Origin of the sequence: Tenggerimyces flavus (assembly GCF_016907715.1) — a bacterium.
In the GTDB taxonomy this organism is placed as follows: Bacteria; Actinomycetota; Actinomycetes; order Propionibacteriales; family Actinopolymorphaceae; genus Tenggerimyces; species Tenggerimyces flavus.
In genome coordinates this window covers 3,023,317-3,046,394 of the sequence record NZ_JAFBCM010000001.1, presented here as the reverse complement: position 1 = coordinate 3,046,394, position 23,078 = coordinate 3,023,317, and the positions used below count along the sequence as shown (strand labels likewise).

The window sequence follows — 23,078 nt, the reverse complement described above, 5'->3', positions numbered from 1 at the left end:
TCGGATCGACCGTCGTACCTGGCATGACTGACGACGTGACGGCCGCGGTCCAGGCCGGCGACGAGGCGGCATTCGGGCGCCTGGTGGGCAAGCATCAGCGCGAGCTGCAGGTGCACTCCTACCGGATGCTCGGCTCGTTCGAGGAGTCCCAGGACCTCACCCAGGAGACGTTCCTGCGCGCGTGGACGGGGCGGGCGACGTACCGCGGCGACGCCCCGGTCCGCGCGTGGCTGTACAAGATCGCGACGAACGCGTGTCTGGACTTCCTCGCGAAGCACCCACGGCCTCGGCTGACCGCGCCCGAGGGGTCGCCGCCCGTCTCGGTGCCGTGGTTGCAGCCGTACCCGGACGAGCTGCTGGAGAACCTCGCCGCCCCGGACGACACCCCGGACGCCATGGTCGTGGCGAAGGAGACGATCGAGCTCGCGTTCCTCACCGCGATCCAGCACCTGCGGCCCAAGGAACGCGCGGTGCTCATCCTCCGCGACGTCCTCGGCTGGCCGGCGAAGAACGCGGCCGCGACGCTCGACACGACGGTCGCGGCGGTCAACAGCGCGCTCCAACGCGCCCGGCTGACGATGCGTACCCAGCTGCCCGAACGGCGCGCCGACTGGTTGGCCGATCCGTCGGCTGAGGACCTCGCGGTGCTGCGTCGGTTCATGACCGCCTTGGAACGGGTCGACGAGCACGCATTGGCGACGTTGCTCGCCGAGGACGCGATCGTCGGGCACCAGGGCCACGCGGGCGGCAACCTCGAGGCGGTGCCGGTCTGGTACTCCGGCCGGCAGACGATCGTCGAGGGTTGGGAGCCCATCCTGCGTGGACCGCATGCGCAGGAGTTCCGGCTGATGGAGACGCGGGCGAACCGGCAGCTCGCACTCGGGGCCTACATCCGCCCGGCCGGGAGCTCCGGCCCGTTCCTGCCGTTCGTGGTGGAGCTCGTGCGGATCTCGGGCGGCGAGCTGGTGGAGCTGATGGCGTACGGGCCGGAGCTCTTCGACGCATTCGGGCTGCCTAGAGAGCTTTCCTGAGCGGCTTGGCGAGGTCTCCGCGGCCGTTGACCTCGATTCGATCGAGACCGAGCCAAGTGGCCATCGCCTGGAGCTCCTGGGCCAGCTCCTCCGGCGTGTGCGGCGGCGCGTACGTCTCGGCGAACGCCGACTGCACCTTCAGCGCGCCAGCGACGCGGTCCGCCTTGAGGTCGACGCGGGCGACGATGCGGTCGCCGAGGACGAACGGGAGCACGTAGTAGCCGTGCACGCGCTTCGGCTTGGGCACGTAGATCTCGAGGCGGTAGCGGAAGTCGAAGATCTTCTCGCCTCTGGTGCGTTCGAACACGAGTGGGTCGAACGGGCCGACGAGCGCCTTCGCGTTGACCCGTCTCGGGCGCTTCGCATCCTTGTGCAGGTAGGCGGGGCGCTTCCAGCCGTCGATCGTGACGGGTTGGAGGTCGCCCTCCTCGACGAGTTCCTGAACGGCTTGCGCGGTCTCGGCGACGCTGAGCCGGAAGTAGTCGCGCAGGCATTGTTGCGTGGAGACGCCATGCGCCTTGGCGGCGATGCGTACGAGCTCGCGATGCGACTCCTCGACAGTGGGCGTCGGGGTGGCGATGACCTGCGGTGGGAGGACGCGCTCGGGGAGGTCGTACCGCCGTTCGAACGCCGAGTTCCGCCCAGCGCTGGTGATCTGGCCGGAGAAGAACAGCCACTCGAGCGCGACCTTGACGTCGCTCCAGTTCCACCCCCAGTTGTCCTTGCTCCGCGGGGCATCGTGCTCGACCTCGCGAGCGGTGAGTGGGCCGTTCTCCCTTACCTCGTTGAGAATCTTGTCGACGAACCCAGGATCGCGCTCCGCCAGCCGCCGCATGCTGCCCCAAGCATCCTGAGCGGCGCGGGTCATGCGGAAGCGGAGGTAGGGCTGGGTCTCGACGGGGACGTAGGAGGCCTCGTGCGCCCAGTACTCGAACAGCCGCCGCGGCTTCTTGCCGGCAGCGTTGGCGAGCAGGTCGATCGGGTAGTTGCCGAGCCGGCTCCACAGCGGAAGGAAATGGGCGCGGGTGAGCACGTTGACCGAGTCGATCTGGATGAGACCAATCCGCCCGAGCACCCGGGCGAGAGCCCGCGCATCCGGCCGCCCCTTCGGCCGCGGATCGGCGAACCCCTGAGCGGCCAGCACGATACGTCGCGCCTCAGCCGTAGTGAGCGTATCCACAGCTCAGATGCTGCCAGAAGCCACCGACAATCCCCGAACACTGGTGTCGCCAGAGCGCGAACGAGCAGGTCAGAGGCGCAATCGACTTCTGTCCGTGGATCGTCGTACTCTTCACGTCGTGATCACGACACGACAGGACGGGTACGAGATCGACACCGACCCCGGCCGATTCGACATCGCGAAGGTGCATAACTGGCTCTCCACTGATGCCTTCTGGGCGCTAGGCCGCAGCCGCGACGTGGTCGAACGATCGATCCAGGCTTCGCTCAACTTCGGCATCTACGCGAGCGACGGAACGCAGGTCGCCTACGCCCGCGTCGTCACCGATCTCACCACCTTCGCGTGGCTGTGCGACGTCTATGTCGACCGCGCCCACCGCGGAAAGGGTCTCGGCACCTGGCTCGCCGCCACCGTGCGCGACCACCTCGCCCCGTACGAACTCAAGCGGATCATCCTGTCCACCCTCGACGCGCACGAGGTCTACAAGAAGGTCGGCTTCGTGCCGTTCCCCGACCCAGAGAAGCTCATGATCCTCGCGTGACCGGTCAGGTGATCTCGAGCAGGTTCTCGCGCACCGCGTAAAGCACAGCTTCCATCCGGGAGTGGAGCTGCAGCTTCTCCAGGATGTTCCGCACATGGTTCTTCACCGTGTTCTCCGAGATCACCAACCGCCGCGCGATCTCGCGGTTGTTCAACCCCTGGGCCACCAACCGCAGGACCTCGAGCTCGCGGTCGGTCAACCGCGGCGAAGGGATCTCAGCGGCGGCGGACCGGCGGGACATCTCCTTGAACTCGTCCAGCAGCTTCGCCGCCATCGAAGGACTGATCAGCGACTGACCCTCAGCAACCACCCGCACCGCATGCGACACGTCGTCGATCGACGAATCCTTCAGCAAGTACCCGGACGCCCCGGCCTTCACGGCCTCGTACAGGTCAGCTTCCTCGTCCGACATCGTCAGCATGATGATCTTGATCGTCGGCGCGACCTCTTTGATCGCGCGGCAGGCCTCGATGCCGTCCGCTTGGGGCATGCGGACGTCCAGCAGCACGACGTCCGGCAGCACCTCGCTGACGAGCGTCGTGCCCGCGCGGCCGTCCGATGCTTCGCCTACGACGCTGATGTCGTCTTCCTGCTCCAGCAGCAGGCGCAGCCCACGACGGAACAGCTCGTGGTCGTCGACGACCACGACGCGCAACGGATCGGGGGCAGCGGGTTCGGGGTGCTCCCCCGGCTGGGCCTCGGTCACGCCCGCATGATGTCACGGACGGACCCGCCGCGACCCCGGTTTGCCGGGGCCGGGCGGGTCAGCCACGTCACGTTCCCGTCACCTCGGCGGGAACCTGGGCAGGAACGCCGGCGGCGTCCAGAGCGATCACGCCGTAGTCGTAGCCGCGCCTGCGGTACACGACGCTCGGGCGCCCCGACATGGAGTCGATGAACAGGAAGAAGTCGTGCCCGACGAGCTCCATCTCGTACAGCGCCTGACCCAAGGCCATCGGCTCCGCCTCGTGCACCTTCTGGCGTACGACGAGAGGCCCATCCCCTACGACTTCGAGCCCGGCGACCGATGACGTCTCCGGCTCGTACTCGTCCATCTCCGTGACGGCCACCGAACTGGAACCGTTGCCATTGCCGTTGTTCGCCGCGACCGCCGCCGTCGCCTGGGCGACCGAGATCGGGGTCCGCGTGCCGTGGTGCACCCGCCGCCGGTCGGCGGCCTTGCGCAACCGGGCAAGGAGTTTGTCGATGGCCATGTCGAGTGCCGCGTGCCGGTCGTCCGTCGCGGCCTCGGCCCGAACGATCGGGCCACGTGAATAGACGGTGAGTTCCACCCGCTCGGAGCGATCGGCCAATCGCCGATTGTGCTCCTTGGAGACCTCCACCTCGATCCGGATGACTCGAGCGGTAAACCGCTCCAGACGTGTCAGCTTGTCTTCCACGTGCTGACGGAATCGGTCAGTCACCTCACAGTGCCGACCCTTGACCACAACGTCCACGAAAGCCTCCCTGTCGTCGAGTTGTCCGCCCCCGTTGCAAGGGATCCTCAAACCCCTATCCGGAACCAGCGACGATGAATCCTGCTGTTTGGAAAGCAATCCCTCCTGTGCTCGAGATCCGACGGTACGAAAGCACCCACCCGGCCGACCTGGTCTTCGTCCCCACATCCGCCTGCCGAGGGTCTCGCGGCCTTGGTTGCCACTACTCCCCTTCTCCCGAGACGAAGGGCATCGGACCCTTCGGCGGGGCAGGACTTACGTCTAAGCCGCACCGTGATCGAGCGACAAGAAGTCGCCTTACGTGGGCCGTTTAGCCTGCGACTGGCATCGGCTTGCCGAGGGAGATTCTCGCTCACGAGGTCCTCCCTGACGCAACCACGGACCCGGGCGGGTGCCATGTCGAAACGCTAGTCCCATCGGGACGTTCTCGGTACTGGTCAACCCCGTGAATATCCGGTGAGAGCGCTCCGGTTTCAGCTACCAGCCGTAGCAATCCGGCGTGTCGTCGCCGCGATGACCGCCGCGGCGTGGACGGGAATCCCCGCTCGAAGCAGCGCTCGATGCGCCTCCACGAGCGTCGATCCGGTCGTCACGACGTCATCGACAACGATGACGTTTCCCCAGTCCTGCAACGAGATCCGCAACGGTACGACACGGAACGCACCGTCGAGGTTGGCCTGCCGTCCGGCCGCGTCCAGCCCTGCTTGGTCGGCTACCCTCCGTGCGAGCCGCACAATGGGTCGAATCCGAACCTGATGCCCAGATCGACGCAAAGTTACCGCCGCGTGTCTCGTGATTCGAGCCAACGGATCGTGACCACGCCGCCGAATCGTCCGTCGGGCGGACGGGATCGGTACCAACGTGACGGCGGTTCGTTCCTCCCCCATCGAAGCGCCCACGGCAGCCGCAAGCGCCGCACCGAGCGGCGCGGCGAGCGCGCCGACGCCGTCCTCCTTGTGCGCCACGATCGCCGCCCGAGCCACGCCCTCGTACGGCACCGTCGCCCACGTCGCCGGCAAGCTCGGCGGCAGCGGCCGCGGTACGGCACGCCGAGGCGCTCCGGTCAGCCCGAGCGCACACTCCCCACACAGCGGCCGGCCGCCGACCTGACACCCGACACACCGGCTGCCGAGGAACAGGTCGGCGAACTCGTCCCGCAGGAGTCCGCCCAACGCGCCACGAAGGTTCACACAGCACAGCCTGGCAAGCCAGGCGAGCAACCGCAGCGAGCCAAGACAGAGCTGTGGAAAGTCGTGGTCGCCTTACCCGGCCAGTGGCCGCTCTACCTGGCGTCCACCCCACGTAAAGCGGCAAATGATCATGTAAACATGATCATTTGCCCAGGGCGGGGTGGGGCGGGCCGGTCGAACCAACCGCCGGACGAAAGATCGAGACACTGCCTACCCGGGATAGACCGGCGACGCGCCCCGGTCGACCAACACCCAGCGCACCTCGCGGTCCTCCCGGTACAGCGAGCCGTCCGTCGCCCCCATCAGCAGCGGCAGCCCGGGCGCCGCGGCGATGCTCTTCGGCTCGGCCGTCCCCGGCGGCGGGGTCGTCTCGACCAAGCGCCCGTCCATGCTGACCCGCCCCACCGCCGGAACGCCGGTCGCGTCCCGCCCGAGGACCGCGACCTGGTCCACACTCGACCAGGCCAGGTCGCTCAGGTCGGTCAGATCCAGCGGCAGCTCTCGGATGCCGCCGATCTGCGGCGTGCCCGTACGACTGATCCAGCCCATCATCAGGCGGTTGTGGCCGTCGATCCGCACCAGCGCCGCGATCCGGATCCCGTCCCTGCTGACCTTGAACGCCTGCAGCCCGCGCGTCAGCAACGCCGGCGCCTTCACCACCATGGGCTTGCCCTTGCCTTGAATCGGGTCGAGCGCGACGATCCGCGTCCCGTCCGAGCGCCGGTCGACCAGCCACGCCAGCCCCTCCCGGTCCCAGGACGGTTCCAGCACCCGCTGCCCGGTGTAGATCAGCTCGGGCGGCGCGTTGTAGTTCAGGGCCGAGGTCGGCGACTTCGCCTCCTTGTCCAGCCGCGGGTTGACGAGCAGCACCTCGCGCCCGTTCGGCGACACCACGACGTACCGGTCGGCGTACGCGGTGTCCTGCCCCCCGGCGGGGGTGAAGCTCACCGGAACCGGGCTCACCGCCATCGAACCGACCTGGACCTGCCCGTTGCCCAGTCGCCCCAGTGCCGGCGCGGTCGAGATCGCGGTGACCTGCACGACGCGGCCGTCGCGGAGGGCGTACGCGTTCGTCGAGAACGTCCCATCCTCGGCTCTGTCGTTGGACGCGGCGTCCAGCGCCTGCACGCTCGACCCTGGCTGGTCCTTCACGACCTGCAGGGGCTCGTGCTGGCTGAGGAGCTGCAACTGCTTCAGGTCGGGGACCTGGCGCAGCGTCCAGCTCAGCTGGTTGGCGATCAGCCTGCGCTCGTTGTACGACAGGTCGGGCGGGATGCCGTCGAGGTCGATGCTCGCCTGGTCGTCCACCACGGGCACCGACTGCGTGGTCAGCCGGGTCCCTCGCGGGATCGCCGTCCGCACCGCCGGCTTCATCCACGCGGTCGGGCCGTCGAGGACCGCCTGAACGAGCATCGTCACGACGTTCCCGCGGAACGGCAGGTAGACGGGGTCGGGGACGAGATAGTCGTCGGAGGAGTCCCAGAAGTAGGTGTCGTAGCGGAGATACTCGGCCTTGAAACTCGCATCCGAGATCAGGAGGAAGTTCGGCGGGTTCGCGATCCGCCACTCCTTGCCCGCCTGGACGAACTTGAAGTCGTAGCCGACCTGCGCGTCCCGCGCGGCCGGCGTCCAGCCACCGTCCGCGCCGACGGTTCCGATCCAGCCCGTCTGCATCCGCAGGCTGTTGGTCTTGGCGTCGAACGGTCGCGGCACACTGGACTCGTGCACGCGCAGGTCCGTCGGCCGCCACAGGGCACGTTCGGACGGAACGAGGAACTCGCGAGCCACCGGGAAGTCGCGCTGGTACGTCGCCATCGCGGCGAGGAAGCCCTCGAGGATCTGCTCCGGCGTGTCCCCCGCCCGCGGGCCTTCCGGGGCCGCCGGGATCAGCTCGTCGTCGCCCTGCTGAAGATCGACCGGCGCCGAACGTACCTCCCGGTCCATCGGCAGCGCGGCGCATCCGGTGAGCGCCACCACCGCGACGAGACCGACGAGCAGGCGCCTCATGTCGACGCTCCCGGCGACTCGGCGTTCTCCGGGCTCGCGGTCAACTCCGCGAACGGGCGGCGGGCGTCGTCGGGCACCAACGGGATCGGCGAGTGGTCCAACGGCTCGCTCGGCCGCCGCGGCACGGTGAGCCGGAAGTGCGCGCCCTCGCCCGGGCTCCCCCAGGCCTGCAGCCAACCACCGTGTAGCAAGACGTCCTCCATCGCGATCGCGAGCCCGAGGCCGGTTCCCCCGGTCGTCCGCGCCCGTGCGGGGTCGGCGCGCCAGAACCGGTCGAACACCATGGCCGACTCCCCTGGCTTCAGCCCGATGCCGTGGTCGCGGACGGACACCGCGGTGGCCTGCTCGTCGGACGCGACGCGGATCTCGACGTCCCTGCCCTCGCCGTACTCGATCGCGTTGATCACCAGGTTGCGCAGCACCCGCACCAGCCGGCGCGGGTCGACCTCGGCCACGCACGCGGTGTCGGGAAGATCGAGGACGAGCCGGCTGCCTTTGCGGGTCGCGAGCGGCTGCGCCGCGTCGACGACCTGCCGAACGAGGGGGCGGAAGTCGACGTCGTCGAGCTCCAGCGCCGCCGCACCGGCGTCGAACCTGCTGATCTCCAGCAGGTCGGTCAGCAGCGCCTCGAAGCGGTCGAGCTCGTTCTGCAACAGCTCCGCGGACCGGGCGATGCTGGGGTCGAACGAGCGCCGCGCGTCGTGCAGGACGTCGGCGGCCATCCGTACGGTGGTGATCGGCGTCCGGAGCTCGTGCGACACGTCGGAGACGAACCTGCGCTGCACCCGGGAGAGCTCCTCCAGCTGCCGGATCTGCCGCTGCAGGCTGGCGGCCATCTGGTTGAACGACGTCGCGAGCCGGGCCAGGTCGTCCTCGCCGCGGACGCGCATCCGCTGGTCGAGCCGGCCGGCGGCGAGCCGTTCGGCGATCTCACGAGCCATCCGGACCGGCGACACGACCTGCCTCGTGACGAACCAGGCGACCAGCCCGAGCAGCAGGACGAGCAGCGAGCCGACGGCGATCAGCGACCGCTGCAGGAGGTCGAGGATGTCCTGCTGCTGGCGGAGGTCGAAGAAGTAGTACAGGTTGAACGTCGCGTTGGTGTCGGACTCCCGGAGCTGCGAACCGATGACGAGGTTGGGCGTCATCGATCCGTCCGTCCGGACCAGGCTGACGAACCGGTACGACACCTGGCCGATCCGCAGCGAGCGGGTCAGATCGTCCGGCACGCTCCAGACGAGCGGCGTGTTCATGGTCGCCTCGGCGACCGGCGGGACGTCGTCACCGTTCGGCTTGACGATGCGAACGCCGACCTCATACAGACCGCTCGTCCGGGCCCGCATCGCGATGTCCTCGGACAGGTCCAACAACACCCGGTTGGTGTCGCCGGTCGGCTCGGCCGCGTCGATGGTCACCTTCGTCGAACGCAGATCCGAGGACGCCTCGACGATGGACGAGTCGATCTTCTCCTGCAGGATGCCCTCGCTCACCTGACGAAGCAGCATCCAGCTGGCGAGCACGACCACCACGGTCGAGAGCACGAGCGTTCCGGCGACCACGCGCACCTGCAGCGAACGTCGCCACGCGGCCAGGCCGCGGCGGGCCAGCAGCGTCACGCGCCGGCTCGCCGACCGGCGCCAGGGCTCGGGTCGTCCGTTGGTCAGGTCTGGCCCGCCTTGTACCCCACGCCCCGGACGGTCACGACGATCTCCGGGTGCTCCGGATCCTTCTCGATCTTGCTGCGCAGCCGCTGCACGTGCACGTTGACCAGGCGCGTGTCGGCGGCGTGGCGGTAGCCCCAGACCTGTTCGAGCAGCTGCTCGCGGCTGAACACCTGCCAGGGCTTGCGCGCGAGACAGACCAACAGGTCGAACTCGAGCGGGGTCAGGCTGACCGACGTACCGTTCCGCTTCACCGCGTGGCCGGGAACGTCGATCGCCAGGTCGCCGATCGTCAGCGACTCGGGCACGGCCTGCTCGTTGCGACGCAGCCGGGCCCGGATGCGGGCGACCAGTTCCTTGGGCTTGAACGGCTTCATCACGTAGTCGTCGGCGCCGGACTCCAGCCCGAGGACCACGTCGACCGTGTCGGTCTTGGCGGTGAGCATGACGATGGGGACGTCCGACTCGGCCCGGATCTCGCGGCATACGTCGATGCCGTCCTTGCCCGGGAGCATGAGATCAAGGAGGACGACGTCCGGCTTGGTCTCGCGGACCTTCGCCAGTGCCTTCTCCCCCGACTCGCAGAACACCGACTCGAGCCCTTCGCTGCGGAGCACGATCCCCAGCATCTCGGACAGCGCGGTGTCATCGTCGACGACCAGGATCCGACCCTTCATGAGGCCAATCGTCGCACCATGCGCCGCAGAACGCTCGCACCTGGGCTTTCGTCCTCATCGAGCCGCGTCGCGGGAGTGAACGCCGCGCCAGTGCAACGCGTTGGTTAGTCGAGGCGCCGAACGTGGCACGATGACCGTCACGCAGGGGATGCGACGTGTGAGGGGTTCGAGATGAGCGAGCAGCCGGGCCAGCCAGAACCGGGCAGTACGCCGGGCTGGGCTCCACCCGGAGGGCAGCCCGCGTGGGGCACGCAACCACACCCGCAGCAGCCTCCGCCGCCGCAGCAGGCACCACCTCAGCAGCCGGGTGGCTGGGGTACGCAGCAGCCTCCGCCTCAGCCGGGCGGCGGCTGGGGCACGCCACCACCGCCGCCTCCCCCGCACTCGGGTTGGGGCGCACCGCCGCCGCAGCCGGGTGGTTGGGGTGGCCAGCCAGGGTACGGTCCGCCGCAGGCGCCCAAGCCCGGCATCGTCCCGCTACGCCCGCTCGGGTTCGGCGAGATCCTGGACGGCGCGTTCACGACGATCCAGCGCTACCCGAAGATCCTGCTCGGCCTGTCCGCGCTGGTGATGACCGTCGTCACCGCGCTCGGTCTGGTGGCCACGTTCGTCGGCGCGGGCGACATCATCGCCGCCGACCCGAGCCAGATCACCCAGATCAGTGACGCCAGCTGGATCACGTTCATCGTCTCGATCCTGGTCGTCGTGCTGCTGTCGTTCGTCGCCGGCTACGCGCTGACCGGCATGGTCACCGCGACCGTCGGCCGCGGCGTGCTCGGGCAGCCGATGACGGTCGGCGAGGCCTGGCGATCGGCGCGACCGCACATCCTTCGGCTGTTCGGGCTGGGCCTGCTTCTCAGCGCCATCGCCATCGTCGGCGTCGCCGTCATCACGATCCTGGTCGCGCTCGCCGCCTACTTCGAGCTCACCTGGCTGGCGGTCCTGCTCGGCATCGTGCTGGGCATCGGCGGCATCGTCTTGTTCGTCATGTTCACGACGCGGATGGTCTGCGCGTCCGCGATCCTGGTGCTCGAGACCAACCCGGTCGACCCGAACTACCCGCAGGGCGAGCAGCGCAAGGTCGGCATCGTCGCGGCGATGAAGCGCTCCTACGGCCTGGTCAAGGGCCGGTCGTGGCGTACGTTCGGCCTCATCTTCGTCGCCGGGCTCATCGCCGGTGTCGTCTCCCAGATCCTGCAGATCGCCTTCCTCCTGCTGGGCACGATGATCGGCCTCGCGTTCGGCCAGACGGCGACCGGTACGGCGTTCACGCTGGCGGTCTCCTCCGTCGGCGCGATCGGCTCGGCCGTCATCCAGCTCGCGTTCGTCGCCGCGGTCAACGCGATCATCTACGTCGAAGCGCGGATGCGTACGGAGGGCTTGGACATCGAGCTCACCCAGGCCACGACTCCCGGCTACGGGCAACCCACGGCCACGCCCTGGGTGGCGCGTTGATCCTGCTCGATCCACCGATCGACATCGGCCGCGAGGAGGCGGCCAGGGCCGCGCGCGAGGAGCTCGTCAAGCGGATCTACCACGAGGACGAGCCCGGCGTCGTCTCGCGCGCGCTGCAGTGGTTGTACGAGCGGATCCTGGAGTTCCTCGCCCAGATCGCGAGCAACTCTCCGGGCGGCTACTGGGGCATCATCGCCGTCGTCCTGCTGGTCGTGCTGCTCGTCATCCTGATCCGCTGGCGGGTCGGCAAGTTGGCCCGGTCGCGGGCACGGGCGGACGCGGTCGTCTTCGAGGGACGAACGCGGACGGCGGCCGAGCACCGTTCGGACGCCGAGGCGGCAGCGCTGGCGGGCGACTTCGAGAAGGCGGTGCGCGAACGGTTCCGCGCGATCGTCCGCGACCTCGAGGAGCGCACGCTGATCGACGAGCGGCTGGGCCGGACGGCGTACGAGGTGTCGACCGAGGTCGCGCTCGTCGCGCCGGACGCCGCCGAGCCGATGCGCGCTGCGGCGACGGTGTTCGACGAGGTCTGTTACGGCAGCCGGCCGGGCTCGGAGCACGCGTACGGCGTGGTCAAGCAGGCCGACGAGGCGATCCGTTCGATCCGCCGGCGGGCCGCGAGAGTCGCCGGATGAGTACGTCGGTCGACGTCACGCCGCGGCGCGCCTGGCAGAGCGTGCGCTGGCCGGTGATCGTGATCGGCGTTGTGCTGATCGCCGGCATCCTGATCGGCATCCTCCGGGCGACGACGACCGGCGGACCGCTCGACCCGAGATCGGCACGCCAGAACGGTGCCCGCGCGCTCTCGGTCCTGCTCGAGCAGCGCGGGGTCGACGTCGAACGGGTGACCACGCTCGAGAGCGCACTCGAAGCCGTCGGCGAGAACGAGCCCACCACGTTGCTGATCGCGACGCCCGACCTCCTCGTCCCGCTCCAGCTCGACCAGATCAAGGACGCGAAAGTCGACCACGTCGTGCTGCTCACCCCTCGCGCGAAGACGCTCCAAGCGCTGTCCCCGCACGTCCAGGCGCCCGAGAACGCGTTCCAGGTCATCCGCGAGCCGCGCTGCGACCTCCCACTCGCCGAGCAGGCCGGCTCGATCCGGGGCAACGGCGAGGCGTACCGGATCGCTCCCGACGCTCCCGCGGGCGAGCTGACCGGCTGCTACGGCGACGGCCAGCGGTTCGGCCTGGTCCGCTGGATCGACGGCGAGCGCACCGTCGACGTCGTCGGAACCCAAGAGGCGTTGACGAACACCCGACTCGACGAGGAGGGGCACGCGGCGTTCGCGCTCAACCTGCTCGGCGACAATGCCCACCTCGTCTGGTACCTGCCGTCGCTCTCCGACGTCCCGCAAACCGGCGAGCCGGGCGCGCCGGCTGACCCGCCGTCGCTGTTCTCGCTGCTGCCGGTCGGCGTCCGCTACGCGGTCGGGATGGCCGCCGTGGGCATAGCGCTGCTGATGATCGCCCGGGCTCGCCGCCTCGGCCCGGTCGTACCTGAACCACTGCCGGTCGTCGTCCGAGCCTCCGAGGCAGTCGAGGGCCGGGCGCGCCTGTACCGGCGTTCGCGGGCTCGCGACCGTGCGGCCGCGGGGCTGCGCGAGGCGACCCGTTCGAGGCTCGCTCCGTTGCTGGGGATGCCGATCACCGCGCCCGAGCACGTTGTCGCGGCGGCCGCCGCGGCACGGACCGGCCGACCCGCTGCCGAGGTCGCCGCGTTGCTCGGCGACCCGGTCGGAACAATGACAGACCTGGACGACGCCGGGCTCGTACGCCTGGCCGATCAGCTCGATGTCCTCGAGCAGGAGGTACGCCGATCGTGACCGAGCACGGCACCCAGACCGCCCCCTCTTCGGCCTCTTCGGCGCGGAGCGAGTCCGAGGCCGCTCGCCAGGCCCTCATCGCGTTGCGCGCGGAGGTCGGCAAGGCCGTCGTCGGCCAGGACGCCGCGGTGACCGGCCTGATCATCGCGCTGCTGTGCCGCGGGCACGTTCTGCTCGAAGGCGTCCCCGGCGTGGCGAAGACGCTGCTGGTCCGGGCGCTCGCCGCCGCGCTGCAGCTGCAGACCAAGCGCGTGCAGTTCACGCCGGACCTGATGCCGGGCGACGTGATTGGCTCGCTGGTGTACGACACTCGCTCGGCGGAGTTCGAGTTCCGCAAGGGCCCGGTCTTCACCAACCTGCTGCTCGCCGACGAGATCAACCGGACGCCGCCGAAGACCCAGGCCGCGCTGCTCGAGGCGATGGAGGAGCGGCAGGTCACGATCGAGGGGACGGCGCGCGAGCTGCCCGACCCGTTCGTCGTCGCCGCCACGCAGAACCCGATCGAGTACGAGGGCACGTACCCGCTCCCCGAGGCACAGCTCGACCGGTTCCTGCTGAAGCTGCACCTCACGTTGCCGTCGCGGCAGGAGGAGGTCGCGGTGCTGGGCCGGCACGCGGCCGGCTTCGACCCGCGCGACCTGGCCGCGGCGGGGTTGCGTCCGGTCGCCGGCGCCGCGGAGCTCGCGGCGGCGCGCGAGGCCGTGACCCGGGTGCAGCTGCATCCGGAGGTGATCGGGTACGTCGTCGACCTGGCCCGTGGGTCGCGGCAGTCGCCGTCGCTGCGGCTCGGGGTGTCGCCGCGTGGTGCGACGGCTTTGATGAGGGCCGCGCGGGCTTGGGCGTGGCTGTCGGGGCGCGACTTCGTGACACCGGACGACGTGAAGGCGCTCGCGCTGCCGGCGCTGCGACACCGCGTGGAGCTGCGGCCGGAGGCGGAGATCGAGGGCGTGTCCGTCGATGCCGTCCTCGAGGGCATCCTGTCCACCGTTCCCGTGCCTCGGTAGTGCGTCGATGGCGCTGACGGTCCGCGCCGGGCTGCTCGCGTTGGTGGGCGCCCTGGTCGTTGCGTTCCTCGTTCCCAGCCTGGCAGGTGTCTGGCTGGTCACCGGTGTCGTGCTGCTGCTCGTGCTCGTGGACTTCCTGCTGGCGGGATCCGCACGTGGGTTGACGTTCGAGCGCGAGGGAGCGACGTCGGTACGACTCGGCGAGACCGTCGACGTGTCCTTGCTGGTGACGAACCCGGGCACTCGTCGGGTGCGCGGGAAGCTGCGCGACGCCTGGCCGCCGTCGGCCGGCGCTCTGACGCAGCGGCACTCTCTCGACGTGCCTGTGGGCGAACGCCGCCGCGTCAACACCACCTTGACGCCGACGCGGCGGGGCGACCGACCGGCGTTTCGCGTTACGGTACGGGCGTTTGGGCCTTTGGGGTTAGCGGCTCGGCAGGGCTCGCACTCGGTGCCGTGGACAGTGCGGGCGTTGCCTCCGTTCGAGAGCCGGAAGCACCTGCCGTCGCGGCTGGCTCGGTTGCGGGAGCTGGACGGCCGGGCTTCGGTGCTCGTGCGCGGGCAGGGCACGGAGTTCGACTCGTTGCGGGACTACGTTCCCGGCGACGACGTTCGTTCGATCGACTGGCGGGCGACGGCGCGGCGGCGCGGCGTTGTCGTACGTACGTGGCGGCCCGAACGCGACCGGCACGTGTTGATCGTGCTCGACACCGGGCGGACGTCGGCGGGCCGGGTCGGCGACGCGCCGCGGCTGGACCACGCGATGGACGCCGCTCTGCTGCTCGCCGCGTTGGCGACCCGAGCCGGCGACCGGGTGGATCTGCTGGCGTTCGACCGGCGGTTGCGGGCCGACGTCGCGCGGTCCGGTCCGGAGGAGGTGCTGGGGCGGCTGACGTCGGCGATGGCGGTGATCGACCCGGAGCTGGTGGAGACCGACCACCGAGGGCTGGCCGCCGCTGTGGCGTCGCGGGCGACGCAGCGGTCCCTAGTCGTGTTGCTGACGGGGCTCGACGCGGCGGTGGTCGAGGAGGGACTGCTGCCCGTTCTGCCTGCCCTCACCCGGCGGCACGAGCTCTGCCTCGCGGCCGTGGCCGACCCGCTGGTGGAGTCGCTGGCCCGCGGCCGCGGCAACCTCGACGCCGTCTACGGCGCGGCCGCCGCCGAGCGCGCCCGCGCCGAACGCCGCCGCGTGACCGCCCTGCTGGAACGCCTCGGCGTCACCGTCGTCGACCAACCACCCGACCAGATCGCGCCGGCGCTGGCCGACACCTACCTCGCCCTGAAGAAGGCCGGCCGACTCTAGGCTCGATCTCTCGTCCGACGGCTGGTCTCGACCGGTCCGGCCCCGCCCTGGGGCCAATGATCATGTAAACATGATCAGCGGCCGCATTACGCCGGGTAGACGCCAGGTAAAGGGGTCACTGGCCGTGTAAGGCGACCACCAGGCTAGGCCGTGTCGAACGCCGCCACCGCGGTCTCGATCACCGTGTCGGCAGGGCGGGTGTCCACCACTGGCGCCGCCGGTCCGGGTAGACGACTTCGGACAACTGCGTCGGCGTATCGCCGAGCAGCCGGCCGGCGATGTGCGCCACCGTCGCCGGGTCGCCGCCCCCGTTGGCGCGCAGGTTGAGCAGGATCCGGGCCGAGCCCTGCGCGAGGGCGAACGCGGCGTCGAGGTACGGCTGGGCGAGGTTGATGCTCTCGAGGTCGTCGATGCTGATGAGGCAGGTCCCGTCCGCCAGCCGCCGCACCTGCGAAACGCACGCGGCACGAGCCCGGACCACGTCCGGGTCGGGATCCGGCCAGCCCGGCGACTCGGTGTCGGGCCGGCCGGTGCCGCCGGGTTCGAAGGTGAGCGCGAGATGGCGGGAGACGGTCCACGCGCACCGTTCGATCGCCACGCAGTCGACGTGAGTGACCGGCGTATCCACCGCCCCGAACCGTTCAGTGAGCACGGCGATGAGCGCGTCGCGGCGGGCGCCGGGCGGCATCAACCGGCGCAGCCAGCCCGTGAGCCGCTCGACGAGGTCGTGCACCACCAGAGCGTCGGACATGATCGAACAGTAGAGCTACCGCGGTTGCGGTACGCCGGGCACCGCCGCTGGCTGATGCCCTCCGCGCGCGGCGGGCATGCTCTCCTGCGCTCCCTCCTGCGACTTCCCTCACCAGGCCGGGGTTTACATCGTGGCAAGGATGGCCAGGAACCCCGTTTCGGCTAGGGAAGTGCGCAAGCCTGTGGACGACCGGCGGCGAGTCGCTCGAAAAGGGGCCCCTCATACGACGAGGGCGGTGCATCCCCTGGGAATCATGAACCGCGCCTGGTGGTTTGGGTCCGGGGCGCCCCGGTCCCATAGGTTCGGACCAGGGTGCCCCCGACCCCACCAGACCTCGCCACACCAAGCACCACAGCTCGCCTCGACACCACCCACGCCCACCCAGCTGACACCGATCGGTCACCAGGCCTTGACACCCGGTGAGAGCCTCCCTAGCCTCGCGCAAGAATCAGCAATCGATTTCTGGGTCCTCGGGAGGCCGTCATGCGTGCTGGGCTCGTCGCGGTCGCGTTCGCTCTGGGCATCGCCACCCTCGCCGGCACGCCCGCCGCCACCGCGGAACCGGCAGCCCAGACAGCTGCTCAGGCGCCCAGGCACGGGCCGGTCGGCTGGGAGACGTTCCGCAACCCCGAACGTCTCGCCGAGATCGGCACCGACTCGCGCACGCTGCAGTTCTCCAGCTTCGACCGCAGCGGCAGCAACAACGACGGGTTCGGCGGCAACTACTCGTGCCTGCGCACCGAGAACACGAACTGCGTCATCGCCGAGCAGCAGGGCGCCGGCGAGATCGACTCGATCTGGTTCACCCGCGACAACGGCGACGTGCGCAACACCGGCTGGATCAGGATCGAGCTCGACGGCCAGACCGTCGTCGACACCAGCCTGCAGGACGTCGTCGACGGCAAGCTCGGCGCGCCGTTCACGTACCCGCTCGTCGCGAACGCCGACCAGAGCTCCGGCGGCGTCTACATCAAGGTCCCGATGACCTACCGCGAGAACATGCGGGTCACCGTGCAGAGCAACCCGTTCTTCTACCACGTCACCTACCGCACGTTCGCCAGCCCCGAGGGCATCGCCACGTTCGACAAGAACGACAAGGCCGAGGACGTCCTCGCCAAGCTCACCGCATCTGGCACGCAGGATCCCAAGCCACAGCAGCCGAACGCCCAGACCGCCAGCAAGGACCTCGCGATCGCCCCCGGCGCGACCGCGACGATCGCGACCGCCAAGGGCAGCGGCGCGATCACCGCGCTGGGCTTCGAGCTCCCCCAGCTCGGCACGCACCCGGTAGGCACCGAGGTCCTGCAGAAGGCGCGGCTCCGCGCCACGTTCGACGGCGTACGGACGATCGACTCGCCGCTGGGCGAGTTCTACGGCAGCGGGCTCGGGCTCTACAACGTCAAGGCGTTCACGTTCGGCATGGACCCGGCCGCCAAGAAGCTCCAAGCCTGGTGGCTGATGCCGTACGCGAAGAACGCGAAGATCGAGCTCTACAACGGCTCCAGCGAGACGATCACCGGCAAGGCGACGACCACGACGTCCGCCGACCCGAAGTGGGCGAACGAGCTCGCGAACGGGAGCGTCGGGCACTTCCGCGCGACCTCGCAGAGCGCGCAGGCCACGTTCGGCCGCGACGTCATGTTCCTCGAGACCGTCGGCCGCGGGCGTGTCGTCGGCGTCACCCAGACCGTCAACGGCGGACCCAAGTCGGGCTGGCGGCTCGCCTACCTCGAGGGCGACGAGCGCGTGTTCGTCGACGGCGCGACCAGCCCGGCGCTGCACGGAACAGGCACCGAGGACTTCTACGAGGGCGGCTGGTACTTCAACCGCGACGCGTTCACCACGCCGACCACCGGCACCCCGGTCAAGGACCGCACGGACTGCGTCGAGGGCTGCACCGGCATGTACCGGCTGCTGCTCGCCGAGGGCATCAACTTCGACAACAGCATGCGATTCAGCATCGAGCACGGGCAGGGCGACGACGAGCCGGCGCTGGAGGCGTCGACGACGTACTGGTACGGCCTGCCGACCGGCGCGCAGCAATGGTCGGACAGCCTCGACGTCGGCAGCCCGGCGAGCGAGAAAGCCCATGACTACAAGGCGTCCGACGTCGGCAAGGTCACCAAGCTGACGAGCAGGTACGAGGGCGTCGACGGTCCGGCGGAGCACGTGACGCTCGACGCTCGCGCGACGTCGGCACAGGTGTCGTTCAAGGTCGGTGTGCCCGCCGCGAACCAGGGTGTGACGCTGCGCCGTACGTCCGACCAGGCCAAGCCGTACCAGTCGGCCAGGGTCGCGGTCGACGGCGTGCCGGCCGGCACCTGGTACCAGCCGCTCGGCAACGCCGACCAGCGCTGGCTGGACGACTCGTTCGAGCTGCCCGCGAGCCTCACCGCAGGGAAGAGGTCGGTCACGATCACGCTCGCGCCCACCGAGGGCAGCCCGCCGTGGAGCGCGGCCGCGTACCAGGCGATCGCGAAGCTTCCGGTCTACCGCGATCGGGCGAATCCGGACATGATCAGCGGTGTGAGGACGTCGACGGGGACGTACAACCAGATCGAGCTGTCCTGGCTGCCCGGCCGCGACGACGTCTACGCTCCGCGCTACCAGGTGTTCGCGTCGACCACGAGCGGGTTCAAGCCGGCGCCGAGCAACCTCATCGGCACCACGATGACGCCGGGCTTCACCCATCACGACCTCGCGCCGCGCGAGACCTGGTACTACAAGGTGCGGGCCATCGACCGTTCCGGCCGCGTCGGGCTGCCGTCGGCCCAGGTTGTCGGGGTTGCCGGTGACATCGTCCGGATCGAGGCCGAGCGGTTGCTGCCGCCGGTGTCGGCCGAAGGCCCGCTGACCGCGCAGGGCAACTGCTGCGGCGTCGGCTGGTCCGGCGGCGCGCAGCTGTGGTTCACGCCGACCGAGGCGGGCAAGAAGTTCGTGGTCGAGTTCGAGATCAAGACCGCCGGCAAGTACGAGGTGACGACGCAGCAGACGTTGGCACGCGACTACGGCATCAACACCCTCGCCATCGACGGCGTGACGATCGGCGAACCGTTCGACGGGTACGCGTTCCCGGACGTGAAGGTCAGCCCGCCGCTCAGCTACGGCGAGCACGACCTGTCGGCTGGCAAGCACACGTTGACAGTGACGGTGGGGAGCAAGAACCCGGCAGCGATCAGCTACATGGCAGGCATCGACTATCTGCAGTTCCAACGGGTGGACTAGGAATCTCGCTTGGCTATCGACGTCAACGACGACGCCGCGGCCCCGGGCAGCACGTCGGGGCCGTCGGTGCTGTCCATGCGCGGCATCAGCAAGGCCTTTCCCGGTGTCCGAGCGCTCGACGACGTGTCGTTCTCGGTACGCGTCGGCGAGGTGCACGCCCTGCTCGGGGAGAACGGCGCGGGCAAGTCGACGCTGTGCAACGTGCTGTCCGGCGTCTTCGCGGACTACGACGGAACGATCGAGTTCGACGGCCAGCCGGCGAACATCCACTCGCCGAAGGACGCGCAGTCGCTCGGCATCGGGATGATCCACCAGGAGCTCAATCTCGTTCCGGACATGTCGATCGCCGACAACATCTTCCTCGGCCGGGAGCCGCGGACCCGGATCGGGACGATCGACCGCAAGACGATGATCAGCCGGTCGCGCGAGCTGCTGGGCGAGCTCGGCATGCGGCTCGAGCCGCGACGGCTGATCCGCAACTGCCGGATCGCCGAGCAGCAGCTGATCGAGGTCGCTAAGGCGCTGTCGTTGAACGTCCGCATCCTCGTAATGGACGAGCCGACGTCCGCGCTCGCCGATGCCGAGGTGCAATTGCTCTTCGACGTCATCCGTACGTTGACCGCGCGCGGCGTCGCGGTGATCTACATCTCGCACCGGCTGGAGGAGCTGGCCGAGATCGCGGATCGCGTGACGGTGCTTCGGGACGGCCATGCGGTCGGGACGCGCGACATGGCCTCGGCGACGCGCCAGGAGCTGATCGCGATGATGGTCGGGCGGCCGCTCGGCGAGCTGTTCCCGCGGGTCGCGGCGACCGAGTCTGACGCATCGGAGCGACTACGTGTGTCGGGGTTGACGCTGCGCGGCGATGCCGCGATCGGGCGGTCTCCCTTGCACGGCGTCGATGTCTCGGTACGTGCGGGCGAGATCGTCGGTCTGGCTGGGCTGATGGGCGCTGGGCGTACGGAGGTCGTGGAGGCGATCTACGGCGCGTTCGGCGAGCATCTGGTGCGCGGGTCCATCTGGGTGGACGGCAAGCCGTTCCGGCCGCGTTCGCCCCGGCACGCGATCCGACGCGGGCTGGCTCTGGTGGCGGAGGATCGCAAGGCGCAGAGTCTCGTGCTCGGCAACACGGTGAAGTTCAACGCGAGCCTGGCCGCGCTGAAGGCGTTCCGGCGCTGGTTCACCGTCGACGGCCGGCGCGAACGTGCGGCAGTCGCCGAGCAGGTGAAGGCGTTGCGGATCAAGACGCCGTCGTTGACGTCGGCAGTCGCCAACCTGTCCGGCGGAAACCAGCAGAAGGTCGTCCTCGCCAAGTGTCTGTTGACGCATCCGTCGGTGCTGTTGATGGACGAGCCGACGCGCGGGATCGACGTCGGCGCGAAGGCCGAGATCTACGCGCTGATGAGCGAGTTGGCGTCACGCGGCGCGGGGATCTTGATGGTGTCGTCGGAGCTGCCGGAGCTGCTCGCGATGTGCGACCGCATCCTCGTTCTGTGCGAGGGCCGGCTGACGGCCGAGCTGTCGCGGGAAGAGGCAACGCAGGAACGGATTCTCGAGGCGGCGACGGCGCGCCAAGTCGTCCTTGCCGAGACCGAACGGGGAGAGGTGCGGTAGGTGTCCCACAGCACGGCCGACGTGCCCAACGGGGTGAGCAACTGGCGCCGTACGTTGTCGATGTTGGGCTCGCTCCAGGGGTATATCGGGCTGGTGCTCGTCGTCAGCGCGGGCATCCTCACCAAGGGCGACATCTTCCTCAACCAGGCCAATTTGACCAACGCTGTCGGGGCATTCGCGTCGCGCGGCATCCTCGCGGTCGGGGTGACGCTGGTGATCCTCACCGCCGGCATCGACCTGTCGGTGGGCTCGATGCTGGGGCTGGCGTCGATGGTGTCGGCGATGTTGCTGTCGCGCGCGGACCTGAGTCCGTGGATGATCCTGCCGCTGGCGATGGTCGCTGGCGGGGCGATGGGTTTGTTCAACGGTGCGGGCACGACGTTGCTGCGGATCCAGCCGTTCGTCATGACGTTAGCGACCTTATCGGTGTTCCGTGGCATCGACAGACAGATCAGCAACAACGTCAGCGTGGGCACGCAGATCGCGCAGGACGACGGCACGCTGACGCCACACTCGGAGCAGTTCCAGCTGTTCGGAACGCCGGGGCACAACCTGTTCGAGGGCGTCTTAGGTGCCGGTGTGTACTATCCCGTGCTCGCGTTCGTCGTTGTCTGCATCGTCTTTCAGCTGATCCTGTCGAAGACGACGTTCGGACGGCACATCTACGCCGTCGGCGGCAACGAGACCGCGGCGCGGCTGTCCGGGGTGAACGTGACGCGGGTGAAGATCGCCGTGTACACGCTGGCCGGACTGCTCGCCGGCTTCGCCGGACCGATCGACGCCGCGTACTCCGCGTCGGCGGATCCGCAAGCGGGCTTCTCGTACGAGCTCGACGCGATCGCCGCGGCCGTGATCGGCGGCGCCTCCCTTGCCGGCGGGCGAGGAACGATCATCGGAACGTTCGTCGGCGCGTTGATCCTGACGTTGCTCGACAACGTGCTCGGGCTGAACGCGGTGAGCGACAACCTGCAGCTGATCATCAAGGGCTTGATCGTGATCGTCGCGGTGGTGCTGCAACGACCCGATCTGTTCACCTCGGCGAGCGCGGCGGTGCGCCGCGCGTTCGGGCGGGACGATTCAACCCACACAACAAGGAGATCGACATGAGATCGAAGGTGCTCGCTTTCGGGGTGGCGGCGGCTCTCGCCATGGCGGTCGCCGCCGGGTGCGCGTCCACGACCGAGACTCCGGGATCCGGTGCGACCGGCGGCGCGTCAGGCTCGGAGTCGGGCGCTCCGACGAAGTCCGAGTACGTGGTCGGCTACTCGCAGTCCAACAACGCCGAGCCGTACCGCGCGCAGCTCAACATTCAGTTGGAGCACTTCATCAAGCAGTACCCGGACCTGAAGCTGCTGCCGATCACCGACGCGCAGCAGGACTCGGGCAAGCAGGTGGCGCACGTGCAGAACTTCATCCAGCAGAAGGTGGACGTTCTGATCGTGTCGCCGAACGAAGCCGCGCCGTTGACCGCGGCAGTGCAGCAGGCGTGTGACGCGAAGATCCCGGTGATCGTGCTCGACCGTACGGTCAACACCGACTGCTACTCGTCGTTCATCGGCGGCGACAACGTGGCCGCGGGCCGCAAGGCCGGCGAGCTCGCCGTGCAGCTGCTGCCGTCCGGCGGGAACGTGGTGGAGCTGCAGGGGATCCTGTCGAATCAGCCCCAGATCGACCGCGACAAGGGCTTCCGCGAGGCGATCGCGGCGAACCCGAAGATCAAGATCATCCAGCAGCGCGAGGCCAAGTGGCTGAAGGAAGAGGCCACGACCGTGATGAACCAGTGGCTCGCGCAGAACCTGAAGATCGACCTCGTATACGCCGAGAACGACCCCATGGCCCTGGGCGCCTACCTCGCCGCCGCCGGACGCGGCCAGGAGAAGGCGATGAAGTTCATCGGCACGGATGGGTTGGCCATCCCCGACGGCGGCATCCGCGCCGTCCAGCAAGGCCAGCTGGCAGGCACGTTCATCTACCCGACGGGCGCCGAGGAAGCGGCCAAGGCCGCGAACGCCCTGGTACACGGCGAGACGGTGGAGAAGGACCAGACGCTGGAGATCGAAGGCGTGACCCCGGAGAACGCGGCCGACCTGTACGCGAAGTTCGACTTCAGCAACAAGTAGCCACTGTCCCCGACCTTCCACCCGCCACTTCACCCAC

General features: G+C 69.2%; 19 protein-coding genes. 11 read left to right on the top strand and 8 right to left on the bottom strand.

The features are described from left to right. Positions 1 to 23: 23 nt before the first annotated feature. On the top strand, positions 24 to 1,031 hold the full coding sequence (locus tag JOD67_RS14285) for an RNA polymerase subunit sigma-70 (protein WP_205117929.1): 1,008 nt from the start codon (positions 24 to 26) through the stop codon (positions 1,029 to 1,031). Here the strand turns inward: JOD67_RS14285 and JOD67_RS14280 are convergent. Continuing rightward, positions 1,015 to 2,211, bottom strand: a complete 1,197-nt coding sequence (locus JOD67_RS14280; protein WP_205117928.1) for a winged helix-turn-helix domain-containing protein — start codon at positions 2,209 to 2,211, stop codon at positions 1,015 to 1,017. The two genes, JOD67_RS14285 and JOD67_RS14280, sit on opposite strands and share 17 nt — an antisense overlap. 118 nt (positions 2,212 to 2,329) lie before the next feature. Here JOD67_RS14280 and JOD67_RS14275 point away from each other — a divergent pair, with 118 nt between their 5' ends. Next, positions 2,330 to 2,752, top strand: coding sequence for a GNAT family N-acetyltransferase (locus JOD67_RS14275; RefSeq protein WP_307782393.1), 423 nt, complete (start codon positions 2,330 to 2,332; stop codon positions 2,750 to 2,752). Between the two features lie 4 nt (positions 2,753 to 2,756). On the opposite strand, the gene JOD67_RS14270 is transcribed toward JOD67_RS14275, so the two are convergent. From JOD67_RS14270 to mtrA, 6 genes are all read right to left on the bottom strand, one after another. Next, the gene (locus JOD67_RS14270; protein WP_307782392.1) at positions 2,757 to 3,458 is read right to left on the bottom strand and encodes a response regulator; all 702 of its coding nucleotides are present in this window, start codon (positions 3,456 to 3,458) and stop codon (positions 2,757 to 2,759) included. A gap of 67 nt (positions 3,459 to 3,525) precedes the next feature. Then, entirely contained in the window at positions 3,526 to 4,152 is a 627-nt protein-coding gene (gene hpf / locus JOD67_RS14265) for a ribosome hibernation-promoting factor, HPF/YfiA family (protein ID WP_372442331.1), read from the bottom strand. Between the two features lie 530 nt (positions 4,153 to 4,682). Next, positions 4,683 to 5,399 carry a ComF family protein gene (locus JOD67_RS14260; RefSeq protein WP_239553844.1) on the bottom strand — a complete coding sequence of 239 codons (717 nt, stop codon included), beginning with the start codon at positions 5,397 to 5,399 and terminating at the stop codon, positions 4,683 to 4,685. A 210-nt stretch (positions 5,400 to 5,609) separates the two neighbouring features. Continuing rightward, positions 5,610 to 7,406, bottom strand: coding sequence for an LpqB family beta-propeller domain-containing protein (locus JOD67_RS14255; protein ID WP_205117926.1), 1,797 nt, complete (start codon positions 7,404 to 7,406; stop codon positions 5,610 to 5,612). Further along, a complete protein-coding gene (gene mtrB / locus JOD67_RS14250; RefSeq protein WP_205117925.1) occupies positions 7,403 to 9,022 on the bottom strand; it encodes an MtrAB system histidine kinase MtrB in 1,620 nt (539 codons plus the stop codon). The genes JOD67_RS14255 and mtrB overlap by 4 nt, the downstream gene beginning before the upstream one ends. Positions 9,023 to 9,066: 44 nt before the next feature. Further along, on the bottom strand, positions 9,067 to 9,744 hold the full coding sequence (mtrA, locus tag JOD67_RS14245) for an MtrAB system response regulator MtrA (protein WP_205117924.1): 678 nt from the start codon (positions 9,742 to 9,744) through the stop codon (positions 9,067 to 9,069). Between the two features lie 171 nt (positions 9,745 to 9,915). Here mtrA and JOD67_RS14240 point away from each other — a divergent pair, with 171 nt between their 5' ends. Genes JOD67_RS14240 through JOD67_RS14220 form a run of 5 tightly spaced genes read left to right on the top strand, consistent with a single transcriptional unit; the run spans position 9,916 to position 15,331 of the window. Continuing rightward, the gene (locus tag JOD67_RS14240) at positions 9,916 to 11,199 is read left to right on the top strand and encodes a hypothetical protein (protein WP_205117923.1); all 1,284 of its coding nucleotides are present in this window, start codon (positions 9,916 to 9,918) and stop codon (positions 11,197 to 11,199) included. Continuing rightward, entirely contained in the window at positions 11,196 to 11,834 is a 639-nt protein-coding gene (locus tag JOD67_RS14235; RefSeq protein WP_205117922.1) for a DUF4129 domain-containing protein, read from the top strand. Before JOD67_RS14240 ends, JOD67_RS14235 begins: the two co-directional genes overlap by 4 nt. Further along, the gene (locus tag JOD67_RS14230; protein WP_205117921.1) at positions 11,831 to 13,024 is read left to right on the top strand and encodes a DUF4350 domain-containing protein; all 1,194 of its coding nucleotides are present in this window, start codon (positions 11,831 to 11,833) and stop codon (positions 13,022 to 13,024) included. Before JOD67_RS14235 ends, JOD67_RS14230 begins: the two co-directional genes overlap by 4 nt. Next, entirely contained in the window at positions 13,021 to 14,028 is a 1,008-nt protein-coding gene (locus JOD67_RS14225; protein ID WP_307782390.1) for an AAA family ATPase, read from the top strand. Before JOD67_RS14230 ends, JOD67_RS14225 begins: the two co-directional genes overlap by 4 nt. Before the next feature lie 7 nt (positions 14,029 to 14,035). Next, positions 14,036 to 15,331 (top strand): DUF58 domain-containing protein, encoded by a 1,296-nt coding sequence (locus JOD67_RS14220; protein ID WP_205117920.1) that lies wholly within the window; start codon positions 14,036 to 14,038, stop codon positions 15,329 to 15,331. A gap of 178 nt (positions 15,332 to 15,509) precedes the next feature. On the opposite strand, the gene JOD67_RS14215 is transcribed toward JOD67_RS14220, so the two are convergent. After that, positions 15,510 to 16,082 carry a hypothetical protein gene (locus JOD67_RS14215; RefSeq protein ID WP_205117919.1) on the bottom strand — a complete coding sequence of 191 codons (573 nt, stop codon included), beginning with the start codon at positions 16,080 to 16,082 and terminating at the stop codon, positions 15,510 to 15,512. A gap of 483 nt (positions 16,083 to 16,565) precedes the next feature. Between JOD67_RS14215 and JOD67_RS14210 the strand changes: the two genes are divergently transcribed. Genes JOD67_RS14210 through JOD67_RS14195 form a run of 4 tightly spaced genes read left to right on the top strand, consistent with a single transcriptional unit; the run spans position 16,566 to position 23,041 of the window. Then, positions 16,566 to 19,307, top strand: coding sequence for a glycoside hydrolase family 172 protein (locus JOD67_RS14210; RefSeq protein WP_205117918.1), 2,742 nt, complete (start codon positions 16,566 to 16,568; stop codon positions 19,305 to 19,307). Positions 19,308 to 19,316: 9 nt separating this feature from the next. Next, a complete protein-coding gene (locus tag JOD67_RS14205) occupies positions 19,317 to 20,921 on the top strand; it encodes a sugar ABC transporter ATP-binding protein (RefSeq protein WP_205117917.1) in 1,605 nt (534 codons plus the stop codon). Continuing rightward, complete coding sequence (locus JOD67_RS14200) at positions 20,922 to 22,028, top strand: ABC transporter permease (RefSeq protein WP_205117916.1); 1,107 nt, start codon at positions 20,922 to 20,924, stop codon at positions 22,026 to 22,028. Continuing rightward, positions 22,025 to 23,041 (top strand): substrate-binding domain-containing protein, encoded by a 1,017-nt coding sequence (locus tag JOD67_RS14195; RefSeq protein WP_205117915.1) that lies wholly within the window; start codon positions 22,025 to 22,027, stop codon positions 23,039 to 23,041. The genes JOD67_RS14200 and JOD67_RS14195 overlap by 4 nt, the downstream gene beginning before the upstream one ends. The last annotated feature ends 37 nt before the right edge of the window (positions 23,042 to 23,078 follow it).

What these genes read in the sequence shown, in the direction of transcription:
- JOD67_RS14210 (WP_205117918.1), top strand. Translation starts at nt 16,566, where the DNA reads ATGCGTGCTGGGCTCGTCGCGGTCGCGTTCGCTCTGGGCATCGCCACC.
- JOD67_RS14255 (WP_205117926.1), bottom strand. Translation starts at nt 7,406, where the DNA reads ATGAGGCGCCTGCTCGTCGGTCTCGTCGCGGTGGTGGCGCTCACCGGA.
- JOD67_RS14285 (WP_205117929.1), top strand. Translation starts at nt 24, where the DNA reads ATGACTGACGACGTGACGGCCGCGGTCCAGGCCGGCGACGAGGCGGCA.
- JOD67_RS14195 (WP_205117915.1), top strand. Translation starts at nt 22,025, where the DNA reads ATGAGATCGAAGGTGCTCGCTTTCGGGGTGGCGGCGGCTCTCGCCATG.
- JOD67_RS14220 (WP_205117920.1), top strand. Translation starts at nt 14,036, where the DNA reads ATGGCGCTGACGGTCCGCGCCGGGCTGCTCGCGTTGGTGGGCGCCCTG.
- JOD67_RS14215 (WP_205117919.1), bottom strand. Translation starts at nt 16,082, where the DNA reads ATGTCCGACGCTCTGGTGGTGCACGACCTCGTCGAGCGGCTCACGGGC.
- JOD67_RS14230 (WP_205117921.1), top strand. Translation starts at nt 11,831, where the DNA reads ATGAGTACGTCGGTCGACGTCACGCCGCGGCGCGCCTGGCAGAGCGTG.
- mtrA (WP_205117924.1), bottom strand. Translation starts at nt 9,744, where the DNA reads ATGAAGGGTCGGATCCTGGTCGTCGACGATGACACCGCGCTGTCCGAG.
- JOD67_RS14240 (WP_205117923.1), top strand. Translation starts at nt 9,916, where the DNA reads ATGAGCGAGCAGCCGGGCCAGCCAGAACCGGGCAGTACGCCGGGCTGG.